This is a genomic window from Cellulomonas algicola, from assembly GCF_003851725.1.
GTDB classification, from domain to species: domain Bacteria; phylum Actinomycetota; class Actinomycetes; order Actinomycetales; family Cellulomonadaceae; genus Cellulomonas; species Cellulomonas algicola.
Genome location: NZ_BHYL01000169.1, coordinates 1 through 14,408 on the forward strand (window position 1 = coordinate 1; position 14,408 = coordinate 14,408).

A 14,408-nucleotide genomic window follows, 5' to 3' on the forward strand; every position below is an offset into this window, starting at 1 on the left:
CGCCTCGACGGCGGACGCGGCTGCGCCGGCACGTCCGGGGGCGTCAGCGGCGGACGTGCGCCTTCGGCGCGGTGCGGCCCCCGACGGGCGCCCCGTCCAGGGCCACCGCGCCGTCGCGCGGCTCGGCCGCACCGTCGCCGGGCTCGATCGCGACGGCGACGTCGGTCGCCTGCAGCGCGGCCGCGTCGTCGTCGACCGCGTCGTCCACGTCCGAGGGAGCCTCCCCGTCGACGTCGGACGGACCGTCGGCACCCGCGCGGTCGCTCGCGTACGCGACGCCCTCGAGGAACCCCCGCGCGCGCTGCGTCCGCGGGTACGCGTCGAGCTCCGCCCAGAAGTCGGGGCCGTGCCCCGCGTGCAGGAGGTGCGCGAGCTCGTGCAGCAGCACGTAGTCGACGACCCACCGCGGCATGCCCCGCAGCCGGTCGGACAGCCGGATCGTCCCGTCGCTCGGGGTGCACGACCCCCACCGGCGGCCCTGGTTGCTCGACCACGCGACGCTCGTCGGGCGGGCCCGTCCGCCCAGGTAGCGGGCGGAGAGGTCGGCGGCGCGCGCCGCGAGCTCCTCGTCCGACGGACGCCGGCGACGCTCCTGCGCGGCGAGCCGCGTCATCATCCGGCGGACCCACTCGAGCTCCTGCGCACGCGTGAACCGGGCAGGGATCGCGACGATCGTCTTGTCGCCCTCGCGCCACGCCGTCACCGTGCGCGCACGCCGGCGCGAACGGCGGACCTCGACCTGCGACAGGTCGTCCGTGGGCTGCACACCTGCACGGTAGCCCTCCCGGGTGTGCTCGTCCCGCTCTTCACCCGGTCGCGCGCGGCGTGTTCCGCATGATCACGCGGTCGCGAAGGTCCTGCGCCGCTACTGTGGACGACGCTCGGGCGCACCCGTCGGGACCGCGGCCGGCCACCGGCACCGTCCCTCGGTCCGGTGCTCGAGACCGAGGGAGGGAACCCGATGGCGGACACCTATGCAGGCGAGTTCTACTGCGTGAAGTGCAAGGAGAAGCGCGAGGCGGAGGGCGAGGTCGTCGTGTCGGACTCCGGGCGACGCATGGCGAAGGCCACGTGCCCGGTGTGCGGCACCAAGCTCAACCGCATCCTCGGCAAGGCCTGAGCACCACCGCGCAGAGGGCGCCGTCCGGTCGGACGGCGCCCTTCGTGTTCCCGGGCCCGTCCGGACGGACGGCGCCGTTCGTCGTCCCCGGCCGGGGAGCCTGTGGACAACGTGCTCCGGTGCGCGACGGTCGGTGCCACAGTGGCGCGACCGTCCGAGGAGGAGCTCATGCGTCTGCGTCCTGGCCTGCGCGTCCTGCGACGCAGCAGCACCGAGGTGCAGGTCGGCACCGACCCGCGGTGGGCGGTCCGCCTGACGGACCTGACCCCGGCGGAGGCCGACGCCGTCGTCGGGCTCGGCGATCCCGCCCGCACGTCGCCGTCACCGGGGACGTCCTCCGCGAGCCCTGCCGGACGCGCTGACCTCGCGCCCGTGTCGGCGCTCCTCTCGCAGGCGCGGCTGACCCGCGCGGGCGACACCCGGCAGCTCGACGGTCCCGCAGCCGCCGACGCCGCCGCGTGGTCGCTGCTGCTGCCCGACGGTGACGGCACGGCCCTGGTCCGGGCCCGTTCGACGCGCACCGCGGGCGTGGTCGGTCTGGGCCCGACGGGACTCGGCGTGGCCGTCGCGCTCGCCGCCGCCGGGGTGGGGCGCGTCCTGCTCGACGACGAGCGGCCGGTCCGCTCGAACGACGTCGGCGTCGGCGGCTACCGCTGGGGCGACGTGGGGTCGCGTCGTGGGGTGGTCGCCGCACGCGTCCTGCGTGACGCGGCGCCTCGGGTCGACGTCGACGGGCGGGCGACCCCCGACGTGGTGGTCGTGGTCGAGCACGGTGCGGCCGACCCGGCACGCGCGACGCTGCTCGTCGGCTCAGGCGTCCCCCACCTGTCGGTCGTCGTGCGGGAGGGCGACACGCTCGTCGGCCCGCTCGTCGACCCGGGTCGCGGGCCGTGCCTGCGGTGCCTCGACCTGCACCGCACCGACGTCGACCCGGTGTGGCCGACGCTCGTCGCCCAGCTCGTCACCGCCCCCGGTCGTGCGGACGGCCCCGAGGTCGGCGTCGTCGCCGGGGTCGCCGCGTCGCTCGCCGCCGCCTGGGCCTTGACGCTCCTCGACGGCACCGCCGGGCCCACCACCCCCGGGACGACCTACGAGCTCGGCCTGCCCGACGCCTTGCCCCGGGTACGCGAATGGGCGGTGCACCCGGACTGCGGGTGCACCGCCCTGCCCGTCGTGGGACGGGTACCGGTGCCGACGACCTGAGGGTCGTCGGAAGGTCGGGCGGTGGGGCGCCACCTCGTCAGGGTGCGCCCCACCGTCGGGTCAGGCCGCGGGGGCCGGGTTCTTCCGCGGGCGTCCCCGGCCACGCTTCGTGGCGACGACCACGCCGCCGATGAAGACCTGACCGCCCCAGACGCCCCAGGGCTCGGCCCGCTCGATGGCGCCGGCGAGGCAGCCCTCCATGAGCGGGCACTCCCGGCACAGCGCCTTCGCGCGCTCCACGACCACCGTCTGCTCGGCGAACCACAGCTCCGGGTCGTGCGAGCGGCACGGGATGAGGTCGGCGACGAGCGCGTCGAACTGGGTGTCGTCGGTGGTCGCGGTGCTGCCCGTGGGAGGCCAGGCGCCAGATCCGCCCTGGTTCACGGTGTCGAGCAGCGTCGTGAGCCGCACGATGTCCTCCTGATGTCCTCGCTGATGAGCGTGTCGTTCGTGGTCCGGACCGGACCGACACGTTCACCCCGGGTCATCGGGGAAATGTGAAGGCCGCGGGTCCGATGTACGGACTCCGCGGCCTGGGCGACCTCAGTGGGTCAGACCTAAGGAGTCCTGAGACGGATGTAGCGATCGGTGGTGGGGCGCTTGCGCCACGTCGGAAGGAGCTCGGTGTCGACACCCGTCCCCTGGAACCGGCCCTCGATGGCCGTCATCCCGGAGATGGACACACCACGCCCCTCGAAGCCGGCGCCGGTGGGCGCGGCGACATGTGCGCACGCCTGAGCGACGCTCGAGGTGACGATCAGGTTGGTGTTCATCGCGACTCCCACCTCCTTCCGGCTCCGGGCTCTGGCCTTCCGGCGCAGCCCACGTTCAAGGACGAGGATCACAGTAGGGCGGGGTCGTGACGCGGGACAACCGAATAAACGACATGTCTTCGACGAATCTCCGACGGTCGCCCGTTCAGCCCTCTCGCACGCCCACCGTCGACCCGCCCGGGCGCCCGTCGCCGCGCTGCGGAGCGGACGTGCGTCGGCCCGCTCGTACGCTCGCCGTCAGCCCTGCGCGGGGCTCCCGGCGGCGCGTGCGACGACCGCGAGGACGTCGTCGCCGAGCGTCGCGAGCGTCTGGGCACCGACCCCCGGCACGCGGCCGAGCTCCTCGCGCGTGCGGGGCCGGTGCAGCCCGATGAGCGCGACGGTCGCCGACGTGAGCACACGGGCCGGGCTGACGCCGACGGACCGGGCGTGCTCGTCGCGCCAGCGGGTCAGCTCGACGACGACACGGCGCGCACGCGGGTCGTCCTCGTCCGCGGTCGGGTCGAGCGCGGCGGCGGGGCGGCGGGTGGACGTCGACCGGGCGGGCCGGCGGTCGTCGGGCCACAGGTCGGCGAGGAAGCGGGAGCGCGTGCGGTTCGGCCGGCCGCCGGGAAGTCGCGAGCGGGCGTACGACAGGTGCAGGTGCTCGCGGGCGCGGGTGACGCCGACGTACAGCAGGCGTCGCTCCTCCGCGACCGCCGCGGCCGACTCGGCGAGGGACGTCGGGAGCAGCCCCTCGCTGAGACCCGTGAGGAACACCGCGTCCCACTCGAGGCCCTTGGCGGCGTGCAGCGACGCGAGCGTGACGCCCTCGACCGTCGGCGCGTGCTGCGCGGCGGCGCGCTCGTCGAGCTCGGCCACGAGGTCGGCCAGCGTCGCGGACCCGGTCGCCCCCGTCCGGCCGTCCGACGTGGTGCGCGTGCCGTCCGCGGCAGCCGCGGCGAGCTCGTCGGCCAGGCCGACCAGCGCGTGCATCGCGTCCCAGCGCTCGCGCGCGGCGCCCCGCGCGGCGGGCGGCTCCTCCGCCCACCCGACCGTCCGCAGGATGTCGCGCACGGTCTCGGGCATCGGGACCGTCGGGTCGGCGGAGCGGGCGCCACCACGCAGCAGGACGAGGGCGTCGCGGACGTCGCGCCGCGCGAAGAACCGCTCGCCGCCACGGACCTGGTAGGCGATCCCGGCCGTCGCGAGCGCCTCCTCGAAGGCCTCGGACTGCGCGTTCGTGCGGTAGAGCACCGCGACCTCGCTGGGGCGGACGCCGCTGCGGACCAGGCGGCCGATCGCGTGCGCGACACCGGTCGCCTCCGCCTCGTCGTCGTCGTAGGCCGTGAAGCGCACCTCGGGGCCGTCCGGGCGCTGCGCCCGCAGCTCGAGAGGCGCCGGGCCGCCCGCGCGGCGGGTCGCGTCGATGACGCGGTTGGCCAGGCTCACGACCTGCGGCGTCGAGCGGTAGTCGCGGACCAGGCGCACGACCGTCGCACCCGGGTGCGTCGTCGCGAACGTCGTCAGGTGGTACGGCGTCGCGCCCGCGAACGAGTAGATGGTCTGGCTCGGGTCGCCGACGACGCACAGCTCGTGCCGACCACCGAGCCACTGGTCGAGCAGGAACTGCTGCAGCGGGCTGACGTCCTGGTACTCGTCGACGACGAAGTAGCGGTACTGCTCGCGGATCTCCTCCGCGACGTCGCGGCGCTCCGCGAGCATCGCCGACAGCAGCAGCAGGACGTCCTCGAAGTCGATGACGCCGCGCTCGGTCTTGACCTGCTCGTACGACGTCATGAGCCGGGCGACGGCCTGCGGGTCCTGGCCGCTCGGCGCCGGGCGGGCGATCGCACCGACCGCCTTCTCGTAGTCGTCGGCCGTGACGAGCGAGACCTTGGCCCACTCGATCTCCGAGGAGAGGTCGCGCACGCTCACCCGGTCCACCGAGAGGCCCACGCGGCGCGCCGCCTCGGCGACGACCTGCGCCTTCTGGTCGAGGATCCGCGGCGGCGCGCCGCCCACGACCTTCGGCCAGAAGAAGCCGAGCTGCCGCAGCGCCGCCGCGTGGAACGTGCGCGCCTGCACGCCCGACGCGCCGAGGCCGCGCAGCCGCGTCCGCATCTCCCCCGCGGCACGCGCCGTGAACGTCACCGCGAGGACGTTGCCCGGGCGGTAGACGCCGGTGCGGATGCCGTACGCGATGCGGTGCGTGATCGCGCGCGTCTTGCCCGTCCCCGCACCGGCGAGGACGCACACGGGTCCGCGCAGCGCGGTCGCGACGGCCCGCTGCTCGGGGTCGAGGGCGTCGAGGAGGGCGTCGGCGGACATCGTCGACCAGTGTCGCAGCCCCGACCGACACACCCGTGCGCGCGTCAACAGGGTCGTCGCAGGTCAGCCGTCCGTGTGGTCCACGCCACACCGGCGGCGTGGAAGCCGTGCCCGTGCGACCGTGTTGCAGCACGTGACGAGGCGCGCTCCTCGTCGCCCGTCCGTCGGGGCCGGCCCTCCGGTCCCCGCCCGTCGACACCACGAGGACCCATGACCACCGAGACCCTGCCTCAGGCCGGCACCGTGACGATGTACTCCACCACGTGGTGCGGGTACTGCCACCGGCTGAAGAAGCAGCTCGACTCCGCGGGCATCGGCTACACGGTCGTCGACGTCGAGCAGGACGACGCCGCCGCGCAGTACGTCGAGTCGGTCAACGGCGGCAACCGCGTCGTGCCCACCGTCGTCTTCCCCGACGGCAGCGCGCTCACCAACCCGTCGCTCGTCCAGGTCCGCGAGCGCCTCGAGGTCTGACCGGTCCGCTCGTCACGGCGCCCGCCGCCCCCGCGGCGCGGCGCCGTCGTCGTCCGTCCTCGCGGGCGGTCCCGTGACGCGGTCGGTCAGAACGGCGGGCCCGCGGGGAGCCGACCACCGAACCAGTCCTCGACGAGCGCGCGCGCGATCGACGACGGCCCCGGCGGGATCACGTCGCCCGACGCCACCGCCTCGCGCAGCTCCGCGCGGGTGAACCACGCGGCGGCCTCGAGCTCGACGCCGTCCACCGCCACGTCCGTCGACCGTGCGTGCGCGCGGAAGCCCAGCATGAGCGACGCGGGGAACGGCCACGGCTGGCTCCCCCGGTACTCGACGGTGTCGACGACGACGCCCGTCTCCTCCCGGACCTCGCGGCGCACCGCGTTCTCGAGCGACTCCCCCGGCTCGACGAACCCGGCCAGCGTCGACCAGCGGTGCGCCGCCCACGCGGTCGCGTGCCCCAGCAGCAGCCGGTCCTGGTCGTCGACGACCGCCATGATCACCGCCGGGTCCGTGCGGGGGTAGTGCTCCGACCCGTCGACCGTGCACGCGCGCACCCAGCCGGACTGCGTCGCGACCGTCACCGCACCGCAGCGCGGGCAGCGCGGGTGCCGGGCGTGCCACGCGTCGAGCGCGACCGCCGCCGTCGCGAGCCCGGCGTCGCGGGCCGACAACGTCGCGCCGACGACCCGCAGCGACGACCACCGGGCGCCCGACGGGAGCGGGGTCGTCGGGCCGCCGGACGTGTCCCTCCCGGCCGCGGCCGGGTACACCAGCACGTCGGCCGGCGAGCCCGTCGCGGGTGCCGGGCGTCGGCCGAGCACCCGGCGCGCCAGGTACGCAGCACCGTCGTCGTCGCGTCCCAGGAGGAGCCACAGCCCGTCGACGTCGGCACCATCGGGCGTCGACGTCGACGTCACGGCGTCGTCCGGGGCCGTCGGGATGCTCCGCTGCCCGTTCGTGGACCCGGCCACCCCCGGACGCGTCGACGTCCCGCCGACGTGCCCGTCGGGCGAGGCCGTCGTGCGTGCGTCGTCCACGGCGGCGCCGGGCGCCGCGACGAGGGCCCGCGCGTCGTCCGGGGTCAGCAGGAGCAGGTCGCCGGCGTCGTCCGTCAGCACGCTGCCGTCGTCGACCAGGATCACGCGGGTCGACGACGCCGTGAGCGCCCCCGCGAGCCCGTCACGCCGGTGCTCGGCCGCCCGGTCCACGACAGCACGGGACAGGGGCAGCTCGTCGACGATCACGCCGCCACCGTACGCGTCGGCACGCGCCCGCTGCCCGTCGTCCACCGCCGGGCGTGCGCCGTCCGCACGCCGCCACGTCCCGCCCGCACCGCACCCACCGGCCCCGCGGGCACGGCCCCCCGCCGGCACTCGGGCACGAACAACGCGCCGACGACGTGACGTCCGGCGCGTCACGCAGTCGGACGAATGGGACCGACACGCCGTGGCGCGACCGGGAAGCGCCCGACCTGCGACCTACCCTGGTCGACGTGCCTCGCTCACCCCTCGCTCTCGCCGCGCTGGCGACGGTCGCCGTCCCCGGCCTCGACGCGTACGACGTGCGACGGCCCGCGCAGCCCGGCACGGACTACGACGTCGCCGTCGTGATCGACGCGCAGCGCCGCCGCTGGGTCGTGCGCGCGCCGTCCAGCGCCGCCGCCGGCGCCGCGCTCGAGGCCGAGGTCCACCTGCTCGAGGGCCTCGCCGAGCACACCACGTCCGGCGCGCTGCCCTTCGCCGTCCCCCGGCCCGTCGGCTTCGCGCACCTGCCCGAGGGTGGGCGTGCCGCGGTGCACGCCGAGATCCCCGGCGCACCCCTGCGTGTCGACACCCTCCGCCCCGGTCCCGGGCTCGCGGCCGACCTCGGCCGCGCGATCGCCGCTCTCCACGAGCTGCCCACGTCCCTCGTCGAGAGCGTCGGCCTGCCCGTCTACGAGGCGACCGAGTACCGCCAGCGCCGGCAGGCCGAGGTCGACGAGGCCGCCCGCACCGGCAAGGTCCCGCCGGCGCTGCTGCGACGCTGGGAGGAGCAGCTCGAGGACGTCGCGATGTGGCGGTTCCGACCGACCGTCGTGCACGGCGACCTGTCCGCCGAGCGCGTGCTCGTCCACGAGGGCAAGGTCAGCGGCCTCCTGGGCTGGGGCGACACCGTCGTGGCCGACCCCGCAGACGACCTGTCGTGGCTCCTGGTCGCCGCGTCGCCCGAGGCCGCGGACTCCGTCATGGAGGCCTACCAGCTGCGACGCACCGAGCTCACCGACCCGCACCTCCAGCGCCGCGCGTTCCTCGCGGGCGAGCTCGCGCTCGCGAGGTGGCTTCTCTACGGGGTGCGGACGGGCGACGACGAGGTCGTCGCGGACGCCGTCGCGATGCTCCAGGACCTCGACGAGCACACCCGCCTCGCCGACGTGGAGTCCTCCGCGTCGTACGCCTGACGCCGGCCGCGGCTCGCCGAACAACGGCTCGCTGGTCCGGTCGCGAGCCTGAGGGAGCGTCAGTGGTCGGCCGCCGCCGCCCCGTCCTCAGCTGCGCGGTCGCGGTCGAGCCCCAGCGTGGCGCAGGTCGAACGCGGGGGACGCGGGGTCGCTCCGGTCGACGCGAGCGCCCGGTCGACCGGGCTCAGGTCGAGCGGGGCCGACTCGTGCTCCGCGAGCGCGAGCTGCCCTCGGCCGACGCCGGACGTGGTCGCGACGCCGTGCCGCTCGGGTTCGATGTTCCCCGGTCCACGTTCTGCGGCCAGTCGCGGTCCGCGGTCGTGCGCGCGTCGGCCGACGGGCTCGGCGCGGGTGCGTCGGACTCGTCGGACGTCGCGTGGCGCAGGAGCGTCGTGATCTCGTCCTCGCCGAGCAGGCGCTGCGGGTAGACCGTCTCCCCCGTACCGACGTAGCAGAAGGCGGCGCGGACGAGCTCGAGCGGCGTGCCGGTCCACCGCGACCACGCGAGCCGGTAGACCGCGAGCTGGAGCTCGCGCGACGCGCGGGCGTCCGGGTCGGCCGGCGGCGCGCCCGTCTTCCAGTCGACGACGACGACCGCACGGCCTTCGACGTCGGCCCGCTCCTGGTCGGGGAACACCGCGTCGATGCGCGAGCGCAGCACGTACCCGTCGACGCTCGTCTCGACGTCGACCTCGATCGCGAGCGGCGAGCGGTCGGCCCACGGCGTGCGCAGGAACGACACGCGCAGCGCCTCCTCGTCGACGTCCACGGGCGTCGAGTCGTCGTCCGCGCCGGGCAGCGCGTCGACGTCGACCAGCGAGGCGGCGCCGTACCAGCCCTCGACCCACGCGTGGAACCGCGTGCCGCGGCGGGCCTGCGGCGACGGCTCGCGCGGCACCGGTCGGCGCAGGCCGCGCGCGAACTCGGCCGGGTCGGCGTGCAGGCGGACGAGCGACGACGCCGAGAGGTGCGCAGGCAGCTCGACCCCGCCGTCGGGTCGTCGGGCGCGCTCCTGCTCCTCGAGCAGGCGGTCCGCGAGGTCCTCCCACCGTGACCGCGCCGCGTCCGGCGGCGTGGCAGTGACGACGTCGGCCGTCCCGGCCGTTCCGTCCCGCGGGACCGGATGGCCCGTGGGGTCCGACGGGACTGGCTGGCAGGTGTCGTCCTGCGGGACTGGCTGGCCCGCGGCGTCCCGCGGCACCGGCATGCCGCCCGGTTCGTCGACGGGGACGACCGCGCGAGCGCCGACCGCGCCCCGGTCCTCCTCGGTCGACGCGGCCGCGAGCGCCGCGTGGACCAGGGCGGCCGCCGCCGCGACCGCGGGGCGTCGGCCGGGACCGTCGTCGACGGCGAACGGGTCGGCGGGCCAGACGGCGCTGAGGACCTGGTCCTCGCGCGGGTTGCCCGTGCCGGCCTCGGGCGGCGGCATCCAGCCGTCCTCGGTCACGATGCCCGCGGTCACGAGCTCCTCGAGGAAGATCGACAGCACGCGCGCGCCGCTCGAGTCGCCCCACCACGCGGCGGAGAGCAGGAGGTCGGTGCGCGCGCGGGTCAGGGCGACGTAGGCGAGGCGGCGTTCCTCCGCGACCTGGTGCGCACCCGCGTCGAGCACGAACCGCTGACGACGCTCCTCGAGGTCCTTGTGGTGCTCGGCGCCCGCGTAGGGGAAGTCCGGCAGGTCGTGCCGGTCGCCCCGCAGCGGGTACGGGAGCGTGCCGAGGCCCGTGAGCCACGCGGAGTCCTTGGGGCCGTCCTTGCCGCGCGTGCGGGTGGCGGGGAGCACGCCGTCGACCAGGCCCGCGACGGCGACGACGTCCCACTCCAGGCCCTTGGCCGCGTGCACGGTGATGACCTGCACGGCGTCCGGGTCGGGCTCCGCGACGGGCATGTCGAGGCCGCTCTCGCGGGAGTCGGCCGCGTCGAGCCAGGCGAGGAAGCCGCCGAGCGTCGGGTGGTCCGCGGTGCGCGCGAACTCGACGGCCACGTCGCGGAACGCGTCGAGGTTGGCGCGCGCCCGTCCCGGGGACACGCCGGCACGCGCGGCGACCTCGATGTCGAGGCCCAGGAGCCGCTCGGCCTCGCCGACGAGCTCGGGGACCGCGAGGTAGGTGTGCGAGCGGAGCGCGGTGAGGAGCCGCGCGAGGTCGGCGAGGCGGGTGCGCGCGGTGGCGCTGAGCTCACGGCCGGTGGCGCTGCGCCAGCCGGGCCTGGGCAGCTCGTCGAGCGCGTCGACGATGCTGCGCTCGTCGACCACGTCGGCCTGCACGCCGGGGTCGCGACCGGCCCGGCCGCCTCCGCCCGCACGTCCCGCGAGCTCGGCGGACCAGGCGCCGAGCGCGTGCAGGTCGGCCGCACCCAGCCGCGTCCGGCCGCCCGTGAGCAGGCGCATCAGGGCGTCGCCGCGGGACGGGTCGTGCGCGGCCTGCAGCGCGGCCACCAGGTCGACGACCTCCGGCGTCGCGAGCAGGCCGCCGAGGCCGACGACCTCGACGGGCAGACCCGCGCCACGCAGGGCGCGCTGCACGACCGGGAACTGCGAGCGCTTGCGGCACAGGACGGCGGCCGTCACACGCTCGACGCCGGGTGCCGCGGCCCGCCAGCGCGCCTTGACGAACTCCGCGATCGCGCGTGCCTCGTCCTCGACGGTCTCCGCCACGTGCGCGTGCACGCGCCCGTCACCGGCCCCGGGCCGCGCCGCGAGCACGGGCACGTCGACGCGGGACGCCGACGCGCGCAGCGGTGCCGCGACGACGTTCGCCGCGTCGAGGATCCGCCGGTCGTTGCGCCACGACGTCGACAGCGAGTGGACGTCGGCGGGCCGCCGGTCCCCGTCCGGACCGACCACCGGGAACGACGTCGGGAACCCCTCGAGCCCGCCCGCGCTCGCGCCGCGCCAGCCGTAGATCGACTGGTGCGGGTCCCCGACGGCCGTCACGGGGTGGCCGTCGCCGAACAGCGCCGCGAGCAGCGTGAGCTGCGCGTACGACGTGTCCTGGTACTCGTCGAGCAGCACGACGCGGAAGCGGGCACGCTCGCCCGCCGCGACCTCCGGCACGTCGAGCGCGAGCCTCGCCGCCAGTGCGACCTGGTCGCCGAAGTCGATCGCGTCCGCGGCCCGCTTGCGGTCGCGGTAGGTCGCGACGAGGTCGAGCACGCGGGACCGCTCGCCGAGCAGGCGCACGAGGGCCGTGACACCGCTGTAGGGGTCGGTCCGCTTGCCGGGACCGTGGGGGGTCGCGTTGATCGCGTCGACGATGCCCGCGATCCCGGCCTGCGCCTCGGCGGGCGTGAGCAGGTGCTCGTCGAGGGCGCCGGACAGCGACAGGACGGCGTCGACGACGGTCGACGTCGCGGCGTCCGTGTCGACGTCGCCCGTCCACGCCTCGACGACCTCGTGCGCGAGCTGCCACTGCGCGGCCTCGCCGAGCAGTCGCGCCGACGGGTCGAGGCCCAGGCGCAGCGCGTGGTCGCTCACGAGCGACGACGCGTACGCGTTGTACGTCGCGACCGTCGGCCGCACGAGACCCCCGAGCACGTCGCCGTCGCCGCCCGCGAGGACCGCCGCACCGGGCAGCACGACGCCCTCCTCGGCGGCCGCGCGCGCGAGCCGGCGCAGCCGTCGCCGGACACGCTCGGCGAGCTCGGCCGCGGCCTTGCGCGTGAAGGTCAGACCGAGGACCTGCTCGGGTGCGACGAGCCCGTTCGCGAGCAGCCACACGACGCGCGCGGCCATCGTCTCCGTCTTGCCCGACCCGGCACCGGCGACGACGAGCGCGGGCGCGAGCGGCGACTCGACGACGCGCTCCTGCTCGGGCGTGGGCGGTGGCTGGCCGACGAGGGCAGCGATCTGCGCGGCGGACAGCAGCGTCATGCGACCACCTGCCCGCCCTCGGGGCGCACCGGGCACGAGCGGCGCACGGGGCAGCGGTCGCACAGGTCGTTCGTCGTGGCGACGAACGTCGAGGCGGCCATCTTGTCGGCGACCTCGTCGACGAGCGCGCGTGCCCAGCTCGGTCCGTCGCCCTCGCCGCCGAGGGCGTCCTGGTGGCGCTCCGTCGCGGACGCGCCCGTGCCCAGGTAGACGAGCCGCGCCCCGGAGCTCGCGGCGTCGGGCGGCAGGGTCTCGAACGCGCCCGCGTCGACCGCGAGCTGGTAGGCGCCGAGCTGCGGGTTGGTGACCGCCTTCGCCTTGCTCGGGACGGTCGCGCCCGTCTTGAGGTCGACGACGCGGACCGCCGTCGAGCCGTCGTCCGGCTGGTCGGGGTCGAGCTCGACGCGGTCGACCGTTCCGCGCACGACGGCCCGGTCGGTGCGCAGCGTGAACTCGCCCTCGACGAGCAGCGGCGCGCCGGCGTCGCGCAGGTACCCCGCGAGCCGGTCGATCATCGCCTCCGCCCGCCTCCGGGTCGCCCGTGCGGGCCACCCGTCGCCGAGGCCGAGCTCCGACCAGCGGCGGTCGAGCTCCGCGGCGAGCTCGGCACGCGTCCCGCGCGGGTGCTCCTGCGCGATCGCGTGCACGAGCGTGCCGAGCGTCTGACCGCTCGAGTCGGCGGCGGTGCCGCCCGCGGCCTCGAGCGCCCAGCGCAGCGCGCACCGCTGCGCGACCTCGAGCCGGGACGGGGACACCGGCACGCGGTCCTGCGGACCCCACAGGGCCGCGTCGCTCGACGGCTCGGCGAGCCCGTGCCACTCGGCGGGGTCCGCGCCCGCGACGCCCGCGCGCGCGAGCCGGGCGAGCGTGCGCGCTAGCGCCGGGTCGGGCTCGACACCGTCGACGACGGCCTGCTCGAGGCGCGAGCGGAGCTCCGCGACGAGCCCGCGGAGGTCCGCGGCGGCGGGCACCGTGGTCCGGCGGTGGTCCACGTCGCCGTCGGACGGCTCGACGAGGTCGAGGAACGGCGACGGCTGCTGGTCGGCGTCGGCGACGGCCGTCACGACGAGCCGCGAGCGTGCGCGCGAGCACGCGACGGCGAACGACCGGAGCTCGTCGGCGAGCACCGCGGCGCGCGCCTCGGCCGCGCGGGCACCCTCGTCGGTGCCGTCCACCTGGCGGCCCGCGACGAGGTCGACGAGCCGCTGGGCGCCGAGCAGCGAGTCGCGGAGCCGCAGGTCGGGCCAGACGCCGTCCTGCACGCCCGCGACGACGACGAGGTCCCACTCCTGACCCGCCGCGCCGGCGGGCGTGAGGACCGGCACCGCCTGGCGGCGCGCCGCAGCCGCGAGCGAGTCGGACGGCAGGTCCTGCGCGGCGAGCCAGTCGGCGAACGCGCCGGGCGTCGCACGCGGCATGCGGTCGACGAACGTCTCGGCCGCGCGGAACAGCGCCAGCACCGCGTCGAGGTCGCGGTCCGCGCGCTCGCCCGCGACACCTCCCGCGAGCGCCGACCGTCGCCACGGCTCGGCGAGCCCGGACGCGTGCCAGAGCGCCCACAGCACGGTCTGCGCGTCGGCGTCCGGCTGCTCCGCCGCACGACGTCCCGCGGTCAGCACCTCCGCGAGCCGGGCGACGGGCCGGGCGACCGACGACGGGAGCGTGGCGACGCGGGCGGGGTCCTCGAGCGCCTCGACCAGGAGCACGTCGCTCGTGCGCCCCCCGCCGGACCCGAGCTCCTCGGCACGCAAGGCGCGACGCACGCGCCGCAACCCGACCGCGTCGAGCCCGCCCAGCGGGGAGCACGCGAGCCGTGCCGCGGCCTCGGGGTCGAGCTCGGCGTCCCCCACGACGACGCGCACCGCCTCGAGCAGCGGCCGGACGGCGGGCTCCTCGCGCAGCGGCACGTCGCTGCCCACGACGGTGACGGGGACCGACGCGCCCGCGAGCGCGCGGCGCAGCGCGGTGACCTGGGCACCCGACCGCGCGACGACCGCCATCTCGTCCCAGCCGACGCCGTGCTCCAGGTGGGCGGTCCGCAGCGCGTGGGCGACGAACGCGGCCTCCTGCGCGGTGCTCGGCAGCACGGCCGCCTGCACGGCACCCGCTCCGCGGCCCAGGTCGCGTGCGTCGGCGACCGGCGCCTGCGCGCCGGGCCGAGCCGTGACGCGCGGGGTCGCACGCGCGTCACCCTCGGGCGCGGGCGCCGCGTGATCG

General features: G+C 76.6%; 10 protein-coding genes and 1 pseudogene. 4 read left to right on the top strand and 7 right to left on the bottom strand.

What is annotated here, in order from left to right; genetic code table 11:
* Nucleotides 1-184 precede the first annotated feature (184 nt).
* Nucleotides 185-766, bottom strand: a pseudogene (locus CTKZ_RS11610) (M48 metallopeptidase family protein); the annotation flags it as partial.
* Between the two features lie 195 nt (nucleotides 767-961).
* On the opposite strand from CTKZ_RS11610, the gene CTKZ_RS22020 reads away from it, so the two are divergent.
* Together CTKZ_RS22020 and CTKZ_RS11620 are read left to right on the top strand one after the other, a co-directional pair.
* Nucleotides 962-1,120, top strand: coding sequence for a DUF5679 domain-containing protein (locus tag CTKZ_RS22020; RefSeq protein ID WP_124343092.1), 159 nt, complete (start codon nucleotides 962-964; stop codon nucleotides 1,118-1,120).
* A 168-nt stretch (nucleotides 1,121-1,288) separates the two neighbouring features.
* The gene (locus CTKZ_RS11620; RefSeq protein WP_124343093.1) at nucleotides 1,289-2,323 is read left to right on the top strand and encodes a ThiF family adenylyltransferase; all 1,035 of its coding nucleotides are present in this window, start codon (nucleotides 1,289-1,291) and stop codon (nucleotides 2,321-2,323) included.
* Between the two features lie 60 nt (nucleotides 2,324-2,383).
* On the opposite strand, the gene CTKZ_RS11625 is transcribed toward CTKZ_RS11620, so the two are convergent.
* The 3 genes from CTKZ_RS11625 to CTKZ_RS11635 form a co-directional block, all read right to left on the bottom strand.
* Entirely contained in the window at nucleotides 2,384-2,734 is a 351-nt protein-coding gene (locus CTKZ_RS11625; RefSeq protein ID WP_124343094.1) for a WhiB family transcriptional regulator, read from the bottom strand.
* Nucleotides 2,735-2,880: 146 nt separating this feature from the next.
* Nucleotides 2,881-3,096 (bottom strand): hypothetical protein, encoded by a 216-nt coding sequence (locus CTKZ_RS11630; RefSeq protein WP_124343095.1) that lies wholly within the window; start codon nucleotides 3,094-3,096, stop codon nucleotides 2,881-2,883.
* A 237-nt stretch (nucleotides 3,097-3,333) separates the two neighbouring features.
* Nucleotides 3,334-5,406, bottom strand: coding sequence for an ATP-dependent helicase (locus CTKZ_RS11635; protein ID WP_124343096.1), 2,073 nt, complete (start codon nucleotides 5,404-5,406; stop codon nucleotides 3,334-3,336).
* Nucleotides 5,407-5,616: 210 nt separating this feature from the next.
* Between CTKZ_RS11635 and CTKZ_RS11640 the strand changes: the two genes are divergently transcribed.
* Entirely contained in the window at nucleotides 5,617-5,880 is a 264-nt protein-coding gene (locus CTKZ_RS11640) for a mycoredoxin (RefSeq protein WP_124343097.1), read from the top strand.
* Nucleotides 5,881-5,966: 86 nt separating this feature from the next.
* Here the strand turns inward: CTKZ_RS11640 and nudC are convergent, their stop codons facing one another.
* Nucleotides 5,967-7,127, bottom strand: a complete 1,161-nt coding sequence (nudC, locus tag CTKZ_RS11645) for an NAD(+) diphosphatase (RefSeq protein WP_124343098.1) — start codon at nucleotides 7,125-7,127, stop codon at nucleotides 5,967-5,969.
* A gap of 248 nt (nucleotides 7,128-7,375) precedes the next feature.
* On the opposite strand from nudC, the gene CTKZ_RS11650 reads away from it, so the two are divergent.
* A complete protein-coding gene (locus CTKZ_RS11650) occupies nucleotides 7,376-8,320 on the top strand; it encodes a phosphotransferase (RefSeq protein WP_124343099.1) in 945 nt (314 codons plus the stop codon).
* Between the two features lie 184 nt (nucleotides 8,321-8,504).
* Here CTKZ_RS11650 and CTKZ_RS11655 read toward each other — a convergent pair whose 3' ends face one another.
* Nucleotides 8,505-12,191 (bottom strand): ATP-dependent helicase, encoded by a 3,687-nt coding sequence (locus CTKZ_RS11655; RefSeq protein WP_124343100.1) that lies wholly within the window; start codon nucleotides 12,189-12,191, stop codon nucleotides 8,505-8,507.
* Nucleotides 12,188-14,408: UrvD/REP family ATP-dependent DNA helicase (locus CTKZ_RS11660; protein WP_148090488.1), on the bottom strand; the 2,221-nt coding region annotated here is incomplete at its 5' end. The genes CTKZ_RS11660 and CTKZ_RS11655, both read right to left, overlap by 4 nt.